Source organism: Pectobacterium araliae (assembly GCF_037076465.1).
GTDB lineage: Bacteria > Pseudomonadota > Gammaproteobacteria > Enterobacterales > Enterobacteriaceae > Pectobacterium > Pectobacterium araliae.
The window spans coordinates 4,620,186-4,638,942 of the sequence record NZ_AP028908.1; the positions used below are offsets into that span (position 1 = coordinate 4,620,186).

The 18,757-nt window shown below is 52.1% G+C and carries 20 protein-coding genes; 16 read left to right on the top strand and 4 right to left on the bottom strand.

Annotated elements, in window-relative coordinates:
* Positions 1–35: 35 nt before the first annotated feature.
* Positions 36–1,238, bottom strand: a complete 1,203-nt coding sequence (locus tag AACH44_RS20930; RefSeq protein WP_261847483.1) for a pyridoxal phosphate-dependent aminotransferase — start codon at positions 1,236–1,238, stop codon at positions 36–38.
* A gap of 350 nt (positions 1,239–1,588) precedes the next feature.
* On the opposite strand from AACH44_RS20930, the gene nac reads away from it, so the two are divergent.
* The 11 genes from nac (at position 1,589) to phoU (ending at position 11,130) form a co-directional block, all read left to right on the top strand.
* Entirely contained in the window at positions 1,589–2,512 is a 924-nt protein-coding gene (nac, locus tag AACH44_RS20935; protein WP_261847355.1) for a nitrogen assimilation transcriptional regulator NAC, read from the top strand.
* Positions 2,513–2,639: 127 nt separating this feature from the next.
* Positions 2,640–3,062, top strand: coding sequence for an acetyl-CoA carboxylase biotin carboxyl carrier protein (locus tag AACH44_RS20940; protein ID WP_261847356.1), 423 nt, complete (start codon positions 2,640–2,642; stop codon positions 3,060–3,062).
* Between the two features lie 102 nt (positions 3,063–3,164).
* A complete protein-coding gene (locus AACH44_RS20945) occupies positions 3,165–3,917 on the top strand; it encodes an SDR family oxidoreductase (RefSeq protein ID WP_261847357.1) in 753 nt (250 codons plus the stop codon).
* Between the two features lie 19 nt (positions 3,918–3,936).
* Complete coding sequence (locus tag AACH44_RS20950) at positions 3,937–4,632, top strand: amino acid ABC transporter permease (protein WP_261847358.1); 696 nt, start codon at positions 3,937–3,939, stop codon at positions 4,630–4,632.
* A gap of 5 nt (positions 4,633–4,637) precedes the next feature.
* Positions 4,638–5,408, top strand: coding sequence for an amino acid ABC transporter permease (locus AACH44_RS20955; RefSeq protein WP_261847359.1), 771 nt, complete (start codon positions 4,638–4,640; stop codon positions 5,406–5,408).
* On the top strand, positions 5,405–6,139 hold the full coding sequence (locus AACH44_RS20960) for an amino acid ABC transporter ATP-binding protein (RefSeq protein ID WP_338659445.1): 735 nt from the start codon (positions 5,405–5,407) through the stop codon (positions 6,137–6,139). The genes AACH44_RS20955 and AACH44_RS20960 overlap by 4 nt, the downstream gene beginning before the upstream one ends.
* Before the next feature lie 335 nt (positions 6,140–6,474).
* Complete coding sequence (gene pstS / locus AACH44_RS20965) at positions 6,475–7,515, top strand: phosphate ABC transporter substrate-binding protein PstS (protein WP_261847360.1); 1,041 nt, start codon at positions 6,475–6,477, stop codon at positions 7,513–7,515.
* Positions 7,516–7,678: 163 nt separating this feature from the next.
* The gene (gene pstC, locus AACH44_RS20970; protein ID WP_261847361.1) at positions 7,679–8,638 is read left to right on the top strand and encodes a phosphate ABC transporter permease PstC; all 960 of its coding nucleotides are present in this window, start codon (positions 7,679–7,681) and stop codon (positions 8,636–8,638) included.
* Positions 8,638–9,525, top strand: coding sequence for a phosphate ABC transporter permease PstA (gene pstA, locus AACH44_RS20975; RefSeq protein WP_261847362.1), 888 nt, complete (start codon positions 8,638–8,640; stop codon positions 9,523–9,525). Before pstC ends, pstA begins: the two co-directional genes overlap by 1 nt.
* Before the next feature lie 86 nt (positions 9,526–9,611).
* On the top strand, positions 9,612–10,385 hold the full coding sequence (gene pstB, locus AACH44_RS20980) for a phosphate ABC transporter ATP-binding protein PstB (protein ID WP_010681437.1): 774 nt from the start codon (positions 9,612–9,614) through the stop codon (positions 10,383–10,385).
* Between the two features lie 13 nt (positions 10,386–10,398).
* Positions 10,399–11,130 (top strand): phosphate signaling complex protein PhoU, encoded by a 732-nt coding sequence (gene phoU / locus AACH44_RS20985; protein ID WP_261847363.1) that lies wholly within the window; start codon positions 10,399–10,401, stop codon positions 11,128–11,130.
* A 44-nt stretch (positions 11,131–11,174) separates the two neighbouring features.
* Here the strand turns inward: phoU and AACH44_RS20990 are convergent, their stop codons facing one another.
* Positions 11,175–11,735 (bottom strand): helix-turn-helix domain-containing protein, encoded by a 561-nt coding sequence (locus AACH44_RS20990; protein WP_261847364.1) that lies wholly within the window; start codon positions 11,733–11,735, stop codon positions 11,175–11,177.
* A 91-nt stretch (positions 11,736–11,826) separates the two neighbouring features.
* Between AACH44_RS20990 and AACH44_RS20995 the strand changes: the two genes are divergently transcribed.
* The 4 genes from AACH44_RS20995 (at position 11,827) to AACH44_RS21010 (ending at position 15,549) form a co-directional block, all read left to right on the top strand.
* The gene (locus AACH44_RS20995; protein ID WP_261847365.1) at positions 11,827–13,011 is read left to right on the top strand and encodes a benzoate/H(+) symporter BenE family transporter; all 1,185 of its coding nucleotides are present in this window, start codon (positions 11,827–11,829) and stop codon (positions 13,009–13,011) included.
* 127 nt (positions 13,012–13,138) lie between these two features.
* Positions 13,139–13,975: an ABC transporter substrate-binding protein gene (locus AACH44_RS21000; protein ID WP_261847366.1), complete on the top strand. Its 837-nt coding sequence runs from the start codon at positions 13,139–13,141 to the stop codon at positions 13,973–13,975.
* Between the two features lie 100 nt (positions 13,976–14,075).
* Positions 14,076–14,819: an amino acid ABC transporter permease gene (locus AACH44_RS21005; protein ID WP_261847367.1), complete on the top strand. Its 744-nt coding sequence runs from the start codon at positions 14,076–14,078 to the stop codon at positions 14,817–14,819.
* Between the two features lies 1 nt (position 14,820).
* Positions 14,821–15,549: an amino acid ABC transporter permease gene (locus AACH44_RS21010; RefSeq protein WP_261847368.1), complete on the top strand. Its 729-nt coding sequence runs from the start codon at positions 14,821–14,823 to the stop codon at positions 15,547–15,549.
* A gap of 21 nt (positions 15,550–15,570) precedes the next feature.
* On the opposite strand, the gene yieH is transcribed toward AACH44_RS21010, so the two are convergent.
* The gene (gene yieH, locus AACH44_RS21015) at positions 15,571–16,236 is read right to left on the bottom strand and encodes a 6-phosphogluconate phosphatase (protein WP_261847369.1); all 666 of its coding nucleotides are present in this window, start codon (positions 16,234–16,236) and stop codon (positions 15,571–15,573) included.
* A gap of 354 nt (positions 16,237–16,590) precedes the next feature.
* Here yieH and AACH44_RS21020 point away from each other — a divergent pair, with 354 nt between their 5' ends.
* On the top strand, positions 16,591–17,928 hold the full coding sequence (locus AACH44_RS21020) for an NCS2 family permease (RefSeq protein ID WP_261847370.1): 1,338 nt from the start codon (positions 16,591–16,593) through the stop codon (positions 17,926–17,928).
* A 55-nt stretch (positions 17,929–17,983) separates the two neighbouring features.
* Here AACH44_RS21020 and AACH44_RS21025 read toward each other — a convergent pair whose 3' ends face one another.
* Positions 17,984–18,727 (bottom strand): 4'-phosphopantetheinyl transferase family protein, encoded by a 744-nt coding sequence (locus AACH44_RS21025; RefSeq protein ID WP_261847371.1) that lies wholly within the window; start codon positions 18,725–18,727, stop codon positions 17,984–17,986.
* Positions 18,728–18,757: the final 30 nt, after the last annotated feature.

The following is an 18,757-nucleotide window of genomic DNA, read 5'->3' on the forward strand; positions in this document are numbered from 1 at the left end:
TCCCCTCTTCACCCCTAGGAGTGAAGAGGGCTCGATTAATGGCAACCGTTGCAGAATGCTCTCAGGCGTGCGCATCCGGTCTCAAGGCGTTCCATGCTCGTAGCGTAAGAAAGACGAATATACGGGCTAATACCATAGGCGGCTCCTTGTACCGTTACTACGTATTGCTCTTCAATCAGCGCCATGACAAAGTCAGCATCGCTTTCAATGCGCCGTCCGCCTGCACTGGTCTTGCCAATGAAATTGGCGATATTCACAAACAGATAAAAAGCCCCCTGCGGTTTGTGGCAGTGCAGGCCGTCAATGGCTGCCAGTTTTTCCAGTACGAAATCCCGACGCTGGCGATAAATCATGGCGCGCTCTTTAAGCAGATCCTGTGGGCCATCTAATACCGCAATCGCTGCTGCCTGCGCCAGCGTCGATATGCCGCCCGCATTTTGCGTGTTCACATTGCTCATTGCTTTGATTAACGCAACGGGACCCCCACAAAAACCCAGTCGCCAGCCCGTCATTGAGTATGCTTTTGACACACCGTTGACCGTGAGTACGCGATCAAACAGACGTGGTTCGACCTGCGCCATAGTCAAAAATTTGCAGTCGTCATAAATCAGGTGCTCGTATATATCATCGGTCATGATCCAGACATGCGGATTATCCAACATGACATCGGCGATAGCCTGTAACTCATCCCGGCTTGCCACGGCTCCGGTGGGGTTGCTCGGATAATTCAGCAATAGCCATTTGGTGTTCGGCGTGATCGCATGAGCAATATCTTGCGGCAAGGGTTTAAAATTATGCTCTTCACGGCAAGTGACGGGCACAGGTGTACCGCCAGCAAATTTTACGATGTCGGCGTAGCTTATCCAGGAAGGCGTGGGAATGATGACTTCGTCACCCGGATTAATTGTTGCCATCATGGCATTGAAAATAATCTGCCGGGCACCGCCGGAGGTAATGATTTGGCTGATGTCGTAGTTGAGATGGTTATCGCGCTTGAATTTGCGCTGAATAGCCGCCCGTAGCGCGGGCGTGCCGTCGGTCGGTGGATAGCGCGTATCGCCCGCGAGGGCGGCAGCATAAGCCGCTTCAATCGCGTGCACCGGAGTAGGGAAGTCCGGCTCACCGGTTGAAAGCCCAACCACATCAATGCCCTGAGCGGCAAGGTCACGTGCTTTTTGCGTCATCGCGACGGATGCGGAAATAGCGATGTTATTAAGTCGATCGGCAATATCTGGCATATCACAGGTGTTCCAGGTCATGAGTCTGCGGGAGACTACGCAAGGGCGCAGTAGGTGAGTGTCATCAATAAGCAAGGTGACGTGTATCGAGGATAGGGAACCGACGGTGTGAGCGGTTAATACTGCTTTGTTGTGGGGACATAACCGAATGCGATAGTTAACTGGATGGTTTCTCCTCTCGTGATGCAACGGTTCGTGGATCTGCTCTGTAACGGTGCGTTCCACCAGAAGCTGGATGTCGTGCATTTTCAGCCTTCGCCTTTGCTGGCGCTGTCGTCGTTGAAGCGCGTCATAACTGGCACATGCATTGCTAGTTATGGTCGGGGTGACATTAAGGGGGGATACCATCAATGAATCTGCGCCGCTTGAAATATTTTATTAAAATCGTCGATGTGGGTAGCCTGACGCAGGCTGCGGATATTCTGCATATCGCCCAGCCTGCGTTGAGCCAGCAACTCGCTACGCTGGAAGGTGAAGTGAATCAGCAACTGTTGATCCGCACCAAGCGGGGTGTTACGCCGACCAATGCAGGTAAGATCCTTTATAGTCACGCACAGGCGATTTTACGCCAGTGCGCGCAGGCACAGAGTGCTATTGACCGGGCCGGTGGGGAATTGAGCGGCAATGTATCGGTAGGTCTCGCGCCAGGAACGGCGGCTCAGCAGCTTGCGCTTCCTTTAATGGCTGAAGTACAGCGCCAATATCCCGGCATCGTGCTCTATTTCAATGAAAATTTCGGCACCACGCTGAGTGAGTTGATCATGAATGGTCGCATGGATATGGCGGTGATTTATGACAACCGAAATATCCACGGGCTGCGTTTTATTCCTTTGATGAAAGAACCTCTGTGTTTTGTTTGTCCGCATAGCCTGGTAAAGCCGAAAAAAGAGATTACGCTGGCGGATGTCGCACAACACGATCTGTTCTTACCACGCATTTACAACATCATGCGCAAAATCGTGGATGAGGCATTCATAAAAGAAGGGCTGACCTATCAAGTTAAATGTGAAATTGAATCACAAACCACACTCAATGCCGCTCTGGCAGCGGGTATAGGCTGTACGATCATGCCGGATTCGGCGGCGCGCAGCATGTTGAACGCCTCCAACGCGTGGATGGCGAAAATCGTCGAGCCAGATATCTATGCTTCACTCTCATTCTGTATGTCCGATCATCTGTCGCTCTCAGAACCTGCGGAAGCCGTGAAAAATATTCTTCTGTCGCTAATGGCGGATAGAACACCAGACAACCGACCACTGGCCTTGGTGAGTTAATAAGCTGCGCTTATCCCCGTAAAGTGAAACCCTCTTACTGGCCTGTACAGGAGTCAGGCTAGAGTGTTGTCAGGACATCTTGCCTATGTGCAGATGCATGATGACTTATGCCAGAGATTGGCCAGAGATGAAACCAAAGACAATGACACTCGCCGAACTTCGCCTGCTTGCCAAAACACTGCGAAAAACAGCCGTTAATCGCATCGAAATTAATGGGAAAGGCTGGTCGGTGCGCATGACCCGTGTCCCGACCGTACCCGTGGTGCTTCCTCCTGCCGAACCGTCAGAGCCACCACACGTTATTTTTACGGTGTGTGCGCCGCTGCCCGGTCAGCTTTTACTGCGTCATCCCTTGCTGGACTCGTACTACGTGACGCCCGAAAAAGATGTACAAGTTAATGATATTCTGGGTTTTATTAAAGTCGGTGTGGTGTATCTACCGCTCAGAAGTACGGTCAGCGGCACGGTCGTTGCTGTCGAGTCCGCAGATGAACAGCCGGTTGAATATGGGAGCGAAATTTTCCGTATCCGAACCTCGTCAGGATTATAAGTCCCCCTTATTGCCTCACATTATTTATGTCTTATACCAACTTGAAATAACGTCTTACAGTCGAAACAGAGAATAAAACAGCATGATGATAGGAGAGGTTCAATGCCATTTTCGGATTATAACGTTGCCCTGGTAACTGGAGCATCCGCAGGGATGGGTGAGGCAATTGTCGAACGGTTATGCCGGGAAGGCATCACGGTACATGCGGTTGCCCGCCGCCGTGAACAATTGGCGGCACTGGCTGAGCGCACTGGGTGCATCCCGCATGCGGTGGATGTCGCCGATTTGCATGCGCTGACCGAACTGTGTCGCGATCTTAAGGTGGATATTCTGGTCAATAATGCGGGGGTATCGCACCCAGGATCTATCCTCAACGCGGGTGAAAACGTGATTGACACTCAGGTGGATGTTAACTTACGTGCCGTGCTGCACTTGTGTCGACTTCTGGTGCCTGGAATGATGGCTCGGGACTGTGGTCACATCATTAACATCACCTCGATTGCAGCGATTTATAACTTCAACGGTAATTCCATTTATCACGCCACCAAAGCCGGGGTGCACGCTCTGTCACGCCAACTGCGCGTCGATTGTTACGGTAAACGGGTACGCGTTACCGAAATTTGTCCTGGCCGTGTTGCAACGGATATTTTCGGCAATGTGTCTGGCGATTATGAAGAGGCGCGCAAACGCTTTATCGAAGGATTTGAACTGCCGCAGGCGCAAGATATTGCGGACTGTGTTGCGTTTGCCCTCAGTGCCCCGATAGCGGTGAACATCGGTAACATCGAGATTACTCCGACGCTGCAAGTACCTGGCGGGCTTTCAACCATGCGGCCTGGCGACGGTATCGCCTGATTTTCAAGGGGTACAGTATATGGCGCTCGATTTCACAACCTTTATGACAGGCCGCTATGCCGACGTGATTGTTGAAGGTGCGATGATTACGCTGAAACTGGCTGTGGGAGCCTGGTTGCTGGCCATGTTCATTGCGCTGATTCTGTTGGTGATAAGGCTGACAGAGCGCCGCGTAGCGATATGGATAGTCGCCGCCTACGTCTCTTATCATCGCAATGTACCGACACTCATTCAGTTGATGATGTGGTACTTCGCCATTCCCACACTGTTGCCGGAATCGCTGCAAATGTGGATCAACAGCTTCAATGCTGAATTCCTGTTTTCGATGTTTGCACTGGGTTTGTGTCAGGCCGCCTATTTTTCGGAGGATATCCGCAGTGGTCTGCGCGCGATTCCAGACGGACAAAACGAGGCATCCCGTGCATTGGGGATGAGTTTTATGCGCTCCATGCGTTCAGTGATCCTGCCACAGGGCATCCGTAACGCGCTGCCGTCGCTGATCAACCACACCGTACTGTTATTTAAAAACACCAGTCTGGCAATGGTGATTGGTGTAGCAGAGCTGACGTATGTCACCCGCGATCTGGAGAACCAGACGTTCCGTACCTTTGAAGCTTATTTGATCGGTACGCTAGGGTATCTGATATTTTCCCTGCTACTGATGGGGGCGGGGGCGCTGCTATCGCGTCACTATCAACGGGTGTATGCGAGGTAACGACGATGTTTGATATTTTCACGATCCTGCGTGACCATGGAATGTTGCTTTTGATGGGGCAATACCCGAGCGGGCCTCTCGGCGGTGTACTTTGTACTCTGTTGATTTCATTGCTCGCGGTGTTGCTGTCGTTCCCACTTGGTGTTTTGGTTGGGTTAGCGCGGCTATCACCGTGGCGCTGGTTAAGCTGGCCCGCCACGTGCTGGGTATATACGTTGCGTGGCATTCCACTGATGATGGTTGTGTTCTGGACCTATTTCTGTGTGCCGCTGCTTATCGGCCATAACATCAGCGGTTTTTCGACCATGCTATGCACACTCGTGATTTACGAGAGTGCCTACATTGCCGAGATTGTGCGCGGAGGGATTCAGGCGCTGCCGTCAGGGCAATATGAAGCCTCGCGTGCATTGGGGATGAGCCACCTGAAAGCCTTACGGCTGGTGATCTTACCCCAGGCGTTATTTAACTCGCTGCCAAGCCTGATCAGCCAGCTGGTGTCGATTATCAAAGACAGCACATTGGGCTATGTGATTAACGTTCCTGAGCTGACCTACGCGGCTAATCAAGTGAGTAACCAACTGCTTACCAAACCGTTTCAGGTTTTCGCCATTGTCGCACTGAGTTACTACATCATCTGTTTTAGTTTGACTTTTTTAGCGAACCGACTTGAAAGCTGGATTGCCAACAAACGACTGAATGAACAATCCCCGTCGGGTGATGATAACCCTCATCAATTATTTTTCGCCAACCCTAATCTGAAGAAGGAGGCACCATGATCCCGATGATTTTATTTAATCAGGTCAATAAATGGTACGGTGAGTATCAGGCGCTGACCGATCTGAGTGCTGAAGTTAAACCTGGTGAAGTGGTGGTGGTTTGCGGTCCATCCGGTTCTGGAAAATCCACGCTAATTCGTACCGTCAATCGTTTAGAGCCTATTGAGCAAGGGCAGATCTTATTTGATGGTATGGATATTCATGGCACCAGTACGCGACTGAATCAACTGCGTACACGCATTGGCTTTGTCTTTCAGAACTTCAACCTGTTCCCGCACGTATCGGTTATGGATAACATCATGATGTCGCCGATCAAGGTGCTGGGCATGAAACGTTCAGAAGCCCGTAAGAACGCAGGAGAATTGCTTGAGCGGGTGGGGTTGTCACACAAAGCACAAGCGTATCCCGCACAACTTTCCGGTGGGCAACAGCAGCGCGTGGCAATTGCGCGCGCACTGGCGATGAAGCCACCTGTCATGTTATTTGACGAACCGACATCGGCGCTCGATCCTGAAATGGTCGGCGAAGTGCTGAATGTGATGCGCGGTCTGGCACAAGAAGGAATGACTATGATGTGTGTGACGCATGAAATGAATTTTGCCCGTGACGTTGCCGATACCATTTGGTTTATGGATCAGGGACGAATTTTGGAGAAATCAACGCCAGCGCGATTCTTCACAGCGCCTGAGCACCCTCGTGCAAAGCGATTTTTGAGCGATTTAGTTGTATAAAATAGTGCCTGTACATCGAGGGGTGTACAGGTTTCGGCGGGTCAATACTCACAAGTCAGCCCTTCGGGTTCCCCGGTTTTGCATGGATTTTGCCCTACTGCGTTCATCTCGGAAATCAGGTGATGCAGGGGGGAATCATCCGCTGTAACTCCCCACAGAGCTTAAAAAGGCCTGAATTTCCCCGCTTACTGTGGTTGTCATAAAACTGTCATGTTGTGTACATTTTACTGTCACCAAATTGTCCTATTTTTCCTCCTGCGAACTACACTCTGATTTGATAACTCTGATTGATAACGACTCTACGTCGAGACGTCGAGTATCCCACAGGAGGGATTATGAAACTGATGCGTACCACTCTTGCCAGTGTTGTTGCGGCAACCTTTTCTCTGACAGCGGTCTCCGCTTTTGCAGCCGCTAACCTCACCGGTGCCGGTGCGACATTCCCTGCGCCTGTTTATGCCAAATGGGCTGACTCTTATCAAAAAGAAACCGGCAATAAAGTTAACTATCAAGGAATCGGTTCTTCTGGCGGTGTAAAACAGATTATCGCTAAAACGGTAGATTTCGGTGCTTCTGACGCGCCTCTGGCCGACGACAAATTAGCACAGGATGGTTTATTCCAGTTCCCAACCGTTATTGGTGGCGTGGTACTGGCAGTAAACGTTCCTGGTATCAAATCTGGCGAATTGACGCTGGACGGTAAAACACTGGGTGATATCTACCTGGGTAACATCAAAAAATGGAACGACCCGGCCATCACCAAACTGAACCCGAACGCCAAGCTGCCAGATCAGGATATCGCTGTGGTTCGTCGTGCTGACGGTTCTGGTACGTCTTTCGTGTTCACCAGCTACCTGGCAAAAGTGAACCCAGAGTGGAAAGAGAAGATTGGTGCAGGTTCTACTGTGAACTGGCCAACCGGTCTGGGCGGTAAAGGTAACGATGGTATCGCGGCGTTCGTACAACGTCTGCCTGGTTCTATCGGTTACGTAGAATACGCGTATGCCAAGCAGAACAACCTGGCTTACACCAAACTGATTTCTGCCGATGGCAAAGCGGTTAGCCCGACTGGCGCCAGCTTCAGCAACGCGGCTAAAGAGATCGACTGGAGCAAGTCTTTCGCTCAGGATCTGACGAACCAGAAAGGCGCGGATGCATGGCCGATCACCTCAACCACGTTCATCCTGGTTCAGACCAAACAGGAGAAACCTGAGCAGGGCGCTGAAGTGTTGAAATTCTTCGACTGGGCGTTCAAGAAAGGTGGCGAGCAAGCTGAAGCGCTGGATTACGCCACACTGCCAAAAGAAGTGGTTGAGCAAATCCGTGCTGCCTGGAAAACCCAGGTAAAAGACAGCAGCGGTAAAGCGCTGTACTAATTATTGTATCGACACCATCGTGTTGATAACCAGAGCGTGATGAGGTTTTCAGGTTCTGGGAAATACGTAGTGGAATAACACGTCGTATCGGGGCGGAGAGGTGATAGCAACCTCTCTGCCTTCAATAGCTTATCAAATGCAGTTAAAACGAGAAGAGAGACGTATGGCGGAGTACAAGCCAACTATCAAAGCCCCGGGGAAATATGGCGATATCCTCTTCAGCACGCTGGTAAAACTGGCGGCGCTGGTTACGCTACTGCTGTTGGGCGGCATCATCGTTTCCCTGATTGTGGCGTCCTGGCCCAGCATCGAGAAGTTCGGTTTTTCCTTCTTGTGGACGAAAGAGTGGGATGCGCCCGCAGAGCAGTTTGGTGCACTGGTTCCGATTTACGGTACGGTCGTAACCTCACTGATTGCACTGATTATTGCGATTCCGATTAGCTTTGGGATTGCGTTATTTCTGACTGAACTGGCACCCGCCTGGTTGAAACGCCCGCTTGGCGTAGCCATTGAATTGCTGGCGGCCATACCGAGTATTGTTTATGGCATGTGGGGGCTGTTCATTTTTGCTCCGCTATTCGCCAAATATTTTCAGCAGCCAGTAGGCAACGTCCTGTCCGGCATCCCTATTGTGGGTTCACTGTTCTCTGGCCCAGCATTCGGGATTGGTATTCTGGCGGCCGGCGTTATTCTGGCCATCATGATTATCCCTTACATTGCAGCGGTCATGCGTGACGTGTTTGAGCAAACGCCCGTCATGATGAAAGAATCTGCCTACGGTATTGGCTGTACAACGTGGGAAGTGATTTGGCGCATTGTACTGCCTTACACCAAGAACGGTGTCATCGGCGGGGTGATGTTGGGATTGGGGCGTGCCTTGGGGGAAACCATGGCGGTCACCTTTATCATCGGTAATACCTACCAACTCGACAGCGCGTCGCTGTATATGCCAGGCAACAGTATTACCTCTGCGCTGGCGAACGAATTCGCCGAAGCGGAATCCGGCGTACACACGGCGGCGCTGATGGAGCTGGGGCTGATCCTGTTTGTGATTACCTTTATTGTTCTGGCATGTTCAAAGCTGATGGTGATGCGTCTGGCTAAAAATGAGGGGGCGCGCTAATGGCGACATTAGGCATAGAGCAAGACGCTGCTCTGGAGCGTTCGCGGCGTAAAATGCAGGCCTGGCGCCGCCAGAAAAACCGCATTGCGCTGTTCTTATCCATGTCCACGATGGTGTTCGGCCTGTTCTGGCTGGTCTGGATCCTGTTTTCGACCGTGACCCGAGGCGTAGATGGCATGTCTCTGGCGTTGTTTACCGAAATGACGCCGCCGCCTAATACGGCGGGGGGTGGGTTGGCGAATGCCATCGTCGGGAGCGGATTGTTGATCCTGTGGGCGACGCTGCTGGGTACGCCGCTGGGTATTATGGCGGGCATCTATCTGGCGGAATACGGTCGTAAATCCTGGATCGCCGAAGTGATTCGTTTCATCAACGACATTCTGCTTTCAGCACCGTCGATTGTGGTGGGTCTGTTTGTCTACACGCTGGTGGTGGCCAAGATGCAGCACTTCTCCGGCTGGGCGGGCGTGCTGGCGCTGGCGCTGTTGCAGGTGCCGATTGTGATTCGAACGACCGAAAACATGCTTAAACTGGTACCGGATAGCCTGCGTGAAGCGGCTTATGCGCTGGGTACGCCGAAATGGAAAATGATTTCGGCGATTACGCTGAAGGCATCAGTATCGGGCATCATCACCGGGGTGTTGCTGGCTATTGCGCGTATCGCCGGAGAAACCGCTCCGCTGCTGTTTACATCGCTGTCGAATCAGTTCTGGAGCACGGATATGATGCATCCGATTGCTAACCTGCCAGTCACCATCTTCAAGTTTGCCATGAGTCCGTTTGTGGAGTGGCAGCAGTTGGCCTGGGCAGGGGTTCTGCTGATTACGCTGTGCGTTCTGCTATTGAATATTCTGGCGCGTGTTATTTTCTCTGCTAAGAAGCATTAATTAGCGAAGAAATCGTAATTCGTTGATAAACAGTAAATAAATTCAAGGTGTTGCCCGGCAGCGCCAGGAAAAAGAGAGAAGTCTTGATGAGTATGGCTACTGAGACATCCAACAAAATCCAGGTACGCGATCTGAATTTCTATTACGGAAAATTCCATGCGTTGAAAAACATTACGCTGGATATTGCCGCGAATCAGGTTACCGCGTTTATCGGTCCGTCCGGTTGTGGCAAATCCACGCTGCTACGCACGTTGAATAAAATGTATCAGCTCTACCCTGAGCAGCGCGCCGAGGGCGATATCCTGCTGGATGGCAATAACATCCTGACGGATAAGCAAGACATCGCGCTGCTACGTGCCAAGGTGGGTATGGTATTCCAGAAGCCGACGCCGTTCCCGATGTCCATTTACGATAACATCGCGTTTGGTGTTCGCCTGTTTGAAAAGCTGTCCCGTGCTGATATGGATGAGCGTGTTCAGTGGGCGTTAACCAAAGCGGCGCTGTGGCAGGAAACGAAAGATAAGCTGCATCAGAGCGGCTATAGCCTGTCCGGTGGTCAACAGCAGCGTTTATGTATTGCGCGCGGTATTGCGATTCGCCCGGATGTCTTACTGCTGGATGAACCTTGTTCTGCACTCGACCCGATTTCTACTGGCCGCATTGAAGAGCTGATCTCCGAGCTGAAAAAAGATTACACCGTGGTCATCGTGACGCATAACATGCAGCAGGCAGCGCGTTGTTCAGATCATACGGCGTTTATGTATTTGGGTGAGCTGATTGAGTTCAGCGATACTGATACCCTGTTTACTGCCCCACGGCAGAAGCAGACTGAAGATTACATCACCGGCCGTTACGGTTGATTAGGAAAGCATCATGGATAATCTGAATCTGAACAAACACATTTCCGGTCAGTTTAACGCCGAACTGGAACATATCCGCACGCAGGTTCTGACGATGGGCGGGCTGGTGGAGCAACAGCTGAGTGACGCGATTACCGCAATGCATAATCAGGATGAGGAGCTGGCTCAGCAGGTGATTGAAGGCGACGCCAAAGTTAACATGATGGAAGTGGCGATTGATGAAGCCTGCGTGCGTATTATTGCAAAGCGTCAGCCGACTGCCAGCGATCTGCGTCTGGTAATGGCGATCATCAAAACCATCTCCGAGCTGGAGCGCATCGGTGACGTGGCGGATAAGATCTGTCGCACCGCGCTAGAGAAGTTCTCCCATCAGCATCAGCCGCTGTTGGTGAGTCTGGAGTCATTAGGGCGCCACACCGTGCAGATGTTGCATGACGTGCTGGATGCGTTTGCCCGTATGGATCTGGATGAAGCGATTCGTATTTATCGCGAAGACAAAAAAGTGGATAAAGAGTACGAAGGGATTGTGCGTCAACTGATGACCCACATGATGGAAGATCCTCGTACCATTCCCAGCGTACTGACAGCGTTGTTCTGCGCCCGTTCCATCGAGCGTATCGGTGACCGTTGTCAGAACATCTGTGAATTTATCTTCTATTTCGTCAAAGGTCAGGATTTCCGTCACCTTGGCGGCGATGCGCTGGAAAAGCTGTTGGCTGAGAAAGACAGAAAAGCGGAAGAGTAACGTTGTTTCGCGTTTAATACTGATAACGCCCTGCTTGCAGGGCGTTATTTTTTAGCAGGATAGTGAATCAGATCGTGGAAGCGCACTGTGGTGTCGGCGGGGTTGTGGTAGCGGTGTTCTCTGTCGGCGGCAAAGCGCAGAGCGTCACCTGCGGACAATAAGTGAGTCTGTCCATCAACGGTCATCTCCAACTGGCCTTCCAACACAATAATATGCTCGATCACCCCGTCTTCATGGGGCGATGACGTGCTACTGGCACCCGCAGCCAGTTCAATAACCAGCATATCGAAACGCAGTTTTTCGTCGTAGGGAAAGAGTGGCGCAGCGCGCATTCCCGCCTCATTTTCCCTGAATGTTGAACCTGCCCGATACGTCACGTCTTCATCCGTGAGTGTCGATTCAATAAAGGCGGAAAACGCGACATTCATACCGGTCGCAATTTTCCACAGGATAGCAACCGTCGGGCTGGATTCACCGCGCTCGATCTGGCCGAGCATCGCTTTACTGACACCCGTTTCTTCCGTTGCCCGCGTGAGGCTCCAGTTTCTCTCCTGCCTTAACGCTTTCAATGTAGCGCCAATACGGCAAGTTAACTCATCAGACATTGATGCTGGCTCCTGCTTGTGCGTTATAACGCACACTGCTATGTTAACGCTTTCTGTGCGTTATAACGCACGATAAGAATGAAGGTATACCATGCCTGCGTCATTTGCGCTAAAAGATGTCACGTTTTCGACCTTTACCGCCGGTTTTGTTGCGGTGCTGGTGGGGTATACCAGCTCGGCTGCCATCATTTTTCAGGCGGCGGAAGCGGCAGGTGCTAGCACGTTACAAATCGGCGGCTGGTTAAGCATATTGGGCATTGCCCAAGGGCTGGCGTCCATTAGCCTATCGCTGTATTACCGTGCACCGATACTGGCGGCGTGGTCCACGCCAGGGGCGGCGTTGCTGGTTACCAGCCTGCCGGGTACGCCACTCAATGAGGCGATCGGCGTGTTCCTATTTGCTTCTGCGCTTATTTTTATCTGCGGGATTACGGGTCTGTTTGCCCGCTTGATGAACGTCATTCCACAAGCCATTTCTGCTGCAATGTTGGCAGGGATTCTGCTGCGTTTTGGTGCGGATGCCTTTCTTGCTCTGCAACAGGATTTCTGGCTGGCTTTTGCGATGTGCATGACCTATTTGCTCAGCCGTCGGCTGCTGCCCCGCTTTGCCATTGTGTTAACGCTGCTCGCTGGCCTGCTGCTGGCCTTATTTCGCGGACAAATCGCGGTTTCTGATTCGCCGCTAGTATTTGCCGTGCCGGAATTCATTGCGCCGCATTTCTCGTTGTCGTCGCTGCTGGGCGTCGGTATTCCATTTTTCATTGTCACCATGGCGTCGCAGAATGCACCGGGTGTTGCCACGCTGAAAGCGGCGGGCTATCAGGTTCCCGTGTCACCGCTGATTAGCGTTACGGCACTAATCGCGTTGATCTTGACGCCGTTTGGTGGTTTTTCTGTCTGTATTGCCGCAATTACCGCCGCGATCTGTATGGGGTCGGATGTGCACCCCGATCCGAAGAAACGCTATCTTGCCGCTGTCGCTGCTGGTGGGTTTTATCTGCTGGCGGGCGTTTTCGGTGGATCGATCGGGCAGCTTTTTACCGCGCTGCCGCAGCCGCTGATTCACGCTATCGCTGGTTTGGCGTTGCTGAGCACCATTTCAGGCAGCCTGTACCGCGCGTTGCTGGATGAAAAACAGCGTGATGCGGCGGTGGTCACTTTCCTGATTACCGCCTCTGGATTAACGCTATGGGGAATCGGCGCGGCATTTTGGGGACTGATTGGGGGGATGATGACTTGGTTGATTCTGTCAGCATACGCTGACAAGGTGCGTTGAATCGTCAGAATAATGTGCCAGAATACCAAAGTAACATAAGGTTATATTATAGCTATTTATGTTATTTCCCGCGTTTTCGCCCTGCTGATAGCCTGCGGTTAATACATCAATAATTAAGGGGCAGGGAATGAAAAAGCAGATTTTGACAGTGACTTTATTGGCCGGGTTGGCTTCCGTTTCTGGTGCTGCACAGGCAGATAAATTAGATGATATTCAGAAGGCTGGCGTAGTGAAAATCGCCGTCTTCGACAGCAATCCACCGTTTGGCTATGTCGATCCGCAGAGTAAAAAGCTGGTGGGTTATGATGTGGATATCGCAGAGGCGATTGGTAAGGCGCTGGGCGTGAAGGTTGAACTACGTGCAACCAACCCCGCTAACCGCATTCCGCTGTTAAGCTCGCAGAAAGTCGATCTGATTGCCGCGAACTTCACTATTACCGATGAGCGCGCCAAGCAGGTTAATTTTAGTATTCCTTATTTCGCGACCGGACAAAAATTCATCGCCCGTAAAGGCGTGCTGAAAACGCCGGAAGACATCAAAACGCTGCGCATCGGCGCGGATAAAGGCACCGTGCAGGAAATTACCCTGCGTGAGCATTACCCGACCGCCAAAGTGATTTCCTACGACGATACGCCGCTGGCCTTCGCCGCACTGCGTAACGGTAATGTTCAGGCTATCACGCAGGATGATGCCAAGCTGGTCGGTTTGCTGGCTAACGTGCCTGATGCACAGAAAGCCGAATTCGAAATTTCTCCGTTCAGCATTACCAAAGAATATCAGGGTGTTGGTATTCCGAAGGGGGAAGAGCGCCTGACGGTGAAAATTAACGATACGCTGATTAACCTGGAAAAACAGGGCGAAGCGAAGACTATCTACGATCGCTGGTTCGGGCCGAGCACAAAATCATCCCAACCGCGCGGTGACTTCACCTTTGCCCCGCTGGATCAGCAACCTAAATCCTGATCGCTGACGCTTTCAGTGCTATGATCCCAGCCCTCTGCATTGTATTGCAGGGGGCATTTCTATTTGTACCTCGTAATAATGACAAAGAGAGATAAAACGCATGGATACGGCGCTGCAATCGCTTGAATCGTGGCTGTTGGCTCCTCAATACCTCATCTGGCTGTGGCACGGTTTTCTGATCACACTGGGTCTTTCTCTCGGTACGGTCGTTCTGTCTACGGTGTTGGGTTTTCTGCTGGCGGCGGCCAGAGACAGTCAGATTCGGGTGCTGAGCAGCGTGGTTGTGGCTTACAGTTCGCTGTTTCGTAATACGCCGCTGCTGGTGCAGCTATTTTTCTGGTATTTCGGTGCCGGGCAGTTGTTCCCCTCGGAGATGATGCAGTGGTTGAATACCTCTCATACCATCTCGTTATTGGGCACGACATTATCGTGGCCTTCTTTTGAGTTTCTGGCGGGCTTGGCTGGGTTGACGCTCTACTCCAGCGCGTTTATTGCAGAAGAGATCCGCGCCGGTATTCGCGGCGTAGCGCGCGGGCAGAAGTACGCCGCGCAGGCTTTGGGGTTAACTGGCTTCCAGTCCATGCGTTATGTGGTGTTGCCACAGGCGCTAAAAATTGCGTTGCCGCCGCTGCTTGGGCAGTACATGAATATTGTTAAGAACTCGTCGTTGACGATGGCGATTGGTGTCGCTGAATTGTCCTACGCGTCGCGTCAGGTAGAGACGGAAACCCTGCGTACGTTTCAGGCGTTTGGCGTGGCGACGGTGTTGTACATCGTGATTATTGCGGTGATGGAAGGCTGGGGCATGTGGCGTCAGCAGCGTAGTCTGGCGGAGAGACACTAAGATGGATTTTACCGTTATCACCGATAATATCGGCTATTTGATGTGGGGGACGTTCCCGGATGGCCCGCTGGGTGGCGCGGCGCTGACGCTGGTGATGAGCCTGCTGGCTGGCGTCGCCTCTGCCCTATTGGGTACAATTTTGGGCGTGGCGCTGGCGATGTCTAGGGGATGGTGGAGCGCACTGTTGGCGATGGTGCTGGGGTTCTTCCGTGCAATTCCCGTCATCATGCTGATTTTCTGGACGTACTTCCTGCTGCCGATCGTTTTTGGCGTCGATATCCCTGAAATTACTACCGTGGTTTGTGCGCTGGCGCTGATCGCCTCGGCGTATCTGGCGCATGGCGTAAAAGCTGGCATTGTCGCGATTGGGCGCGGCCAGTGGCAGGCTGGACTCTCGCTGGGATTAAGCCGTTGGCAGGTGTTGTGGCAGATTGTCCTGCCGCAGGCGCTGCGGATGATGGTGCCTTCCTTCATTAACCAATGGATTTCTCTGATTAAAGATACCTCACTGGCCTACATTGTTGGCGTCGGCGAACTGACGTTTCTTGCTACGCAGGTCAATAACCGTAGCATGGTCTACCCGATGGAGGTTTTCCTGTTTGTCGCGCTGGTCTACTTTGTGTTTTGTCTGTCGCTGGAACTGCTGGCGAACGGGGTTAACGCCCGTTTTAGCCAGCAGGAAAAGCAGCCGAAACGCCGTTTGCTGTGGTGGCGGAATAAGCCAGCCTGAGCTGGCTTTGAATGGCTGCTACTACGCAGTGATGTTCCAGCCTTTTTCGCGCCAGATTTGCGGCAGTTCGCGCATATCGTCGAACATCGTGACCAGAGGGTGATGGATCGGCTGGTTATGGGGATCGGCGCAGTAATAGAACACCGGAATACCCGCCGCGATGCCTGCCTGTACGCCAGCGGCGGAATCTTCAACCAGAATGCAGTGTTCGATGGGAAGCTGTAATTGCTCGGCGGCGTGATACAACACCGCTGGATCGGGTTTCCACTTTTTCAGATCGTAGCCGCTGTAGAGATGGTCGCCAAACAAATCGAGCATGTGCGTCAGGCCGAGCGAATGGTGCATCTTACTGACCGGGCCGTTGGAAACCACGGCCATCGGGACGGTGATGGACTGCACTAACTCACGTGCGCCCTCGATAGGTTGCAGATATTCATCGAACAGACGTTTCACTTCTTGCCGAAAATGACGCTCCACCTCTTCTACCGATACGGTTAAGCCATGCTGCTGGCTGATGCGGGCAATAATCTCGTACAGCTTCACGCCCTTGTAGGTTTTTATCACCTCCTCCAGCGATAAGTTCACCCCATACGGGATGAAGATATTCACATAAGCCTGGCAACACAGCACTTCGCTATCAACCAGCGTGCCATCACAGTCGAAGAAGACGCATTCAATACGGGGCATGACCAATCCTTATCGATGAAATATAACGTTTTAATACTGGTGTAATTTTAGAGGGAAACGCGGCGATGAGATTCCCGCAGGGATACCTCACACCGCGGTCGCCCCCGGTATCTCAATTCTTAAACGATCAGAATAAGATAAGCTCCTACTTTAACCAATTGGTCCGATATTGCGACCGACAAAGCCATTTTTAGCGCTATCTTGCGTAAAATTAGGGGGATTTAACCGAGAGAAAACGATGACATTAATAGGTTCTTCTTATTCGATGAAAAAAAACGTGGGATCAACGTAAAAACGTAGAATTTTGTTATAGGATACCCGACGACAGTTATTCCCTTCTTTGGATTGTTACTCATGAATAAATCACAACCCGGTTCTGCTACCGAGCAGGGTCTGCTGGAGCGCGTGTTTAAGCTTAAACAACATGGCACGACAGCACGTACGGAAACAATTGCCGGTTTCACGACGTTTTTGACGATGGTCTACATCGTTTTTGTTAACCCGCAGATTCTGGGCGTGGCGGGGATGGATACCAAAGCGGTCTTTGTAACCACCTGCCTGATTGCCGCATTCGGTAGTATTTTAATGGGTCTGCTAGCTAACCTGCCTGTAGCACTGGCTCCGGCAATGGGGCTGAATGCGTTTTTCGCTTTTGTTGTCGTTGGCGCGATGGGGCTGCCATGGCAGGTGGCGATGGGGGCGATTTTCTGGGGCGCAATCGGTTTCCTGTTATTGACCATCTTCCAGATTCGCTATTGGATGATCGCCAATATCCCGCTTAGCCTGCGTTTGGGAATTGCCAGCGGTATTGGGCTGTTCATTGCCATGATGGGCCTGAAAAACGCCGGTATTATCGTCCCTAACCCTGAAACACTGGTGACAATTGGCAACCTGACGTCACACAGCGTGCTGCTGGGGGCGCTGGGCTTTTTCATTATTGTGGCGCTGGCTTCACGTAATATTCATGCCGCAGTGCTGATCTCCATCGTGGTGACCACCTCAATTGGCCTGCTGTTGGGTGATGTTAAGTTTGCTGGCGTGTTCTCACTGCCACCGAGCGTAACGTCGGTGGTGGGTCAGGTTGATCTGGCTGGCGCGCTGAACCTTGGGATGTCCGGCATTATTTTCTCCTTCATGCTGGTAAACCTGTTTGACTCCTCCGGTACGCTGATCGGCGTGACGGATAAAGCCGGTCTGGTGGATGCACACGGTAAGTTTCCGCGTATGAAGCAGGCGCTGTATGTTGATAGCATCAGCTCTGTGGCGGGGTCGTTTATCGGAACGTCATCGGTTACGGCGTATATTGAAAGCTCTTCTGGTGTATCCGTGGGGGGACGCACCGGCCTGACCGCCGTGGTGGTGGGGCTGCTGTTCCTGCTGGTGATCTTTCTGTCACCGCTGGCGGGTATGGTGCCTGCCTATGCAGCGGCTGGCGCACTGATTTACGTGGGCGTATTGATGACGTCCAGCCTGGCACGCGTGAAGTGGGACGATTTGACCGAAGCCGTTCCTGCGTTTATTACGGCGGTGATGATGCCGTTTAGCTTCTCGATTACTGAAGGGATCGCGCTGGGCTTCATTTCTTATTGTGTGATGAAGTTGGCGACGGGGCGCTGGCGTGAAATCAGCCCTTGCGTCGTGGTGGTTGCACTGCTGTTCCTGTTGAAAATCGTGTTTATCGACGCGCATTAATCTGTTCGTGGCTCCGGGTTTCCCCCGGAGCCTCAGCCTGTGCTGAAGCGGCTGGCTACTGTGATGCGGTAGAGGTGACTTTTTCTATCGTATGGCTGGTTAATTTCATATAACGCACTGACTGGCGTTGCTGCTGTAGGATTTCCCCCGCCTTTCTCATGCCCGATGCTGATGTGTATTTCCACATGACGAGTCGGTTAAGCGTGGGAATATGAGCGCAGGCCCAGGCAAGGTAATCATCAACATCACTCATCACTTCTACGGCGGGTGTGTCGGTTGAACGTAGCCTGCCGGAGGCGGGATGAAGTTTGAGGTTATGGGGGAGATGGCTATTTGCGCCAGGCATTTTCACCAACGACTGGCGGATGGTGCATAATTGCGTCGCCGCTTCCAGGGGATCGCGCTGGGCGTCAATCCACGCCTGTTCAGCCTGCGTTTGCGCCTGCATCTGTGGGACGGTCTGATTCGTTGGTCTGACATGAACGATTTCGATATCCATACCGACGCTTCCCTCTTCGCTCAGGAGGATGGCAATCGTATTGCCTGCATAGCCGATGCTGAATTGGGGCAGATTAGGATCGGCAAAGTAAGGGCGCCCTTCAGGGGACACCAGCAGCGTAGGTAGCAGCGGATAACCGAAAAAATAGAACATCATCTCAGCCAGCAGCGCTCGGCTTTTCAGATAACGCTCGCGGCGTTTGGCTGAAAAACTTTGTGTCGATGAGATGAGCCTATCAGGCAGTCTTTGTAAGTCAGGAAGCGCTTCCGTGCTTGTCCACCTGACAAAATGGCAGGTCATTGTTCACTCCGTGATCGTGATAAAAGATGG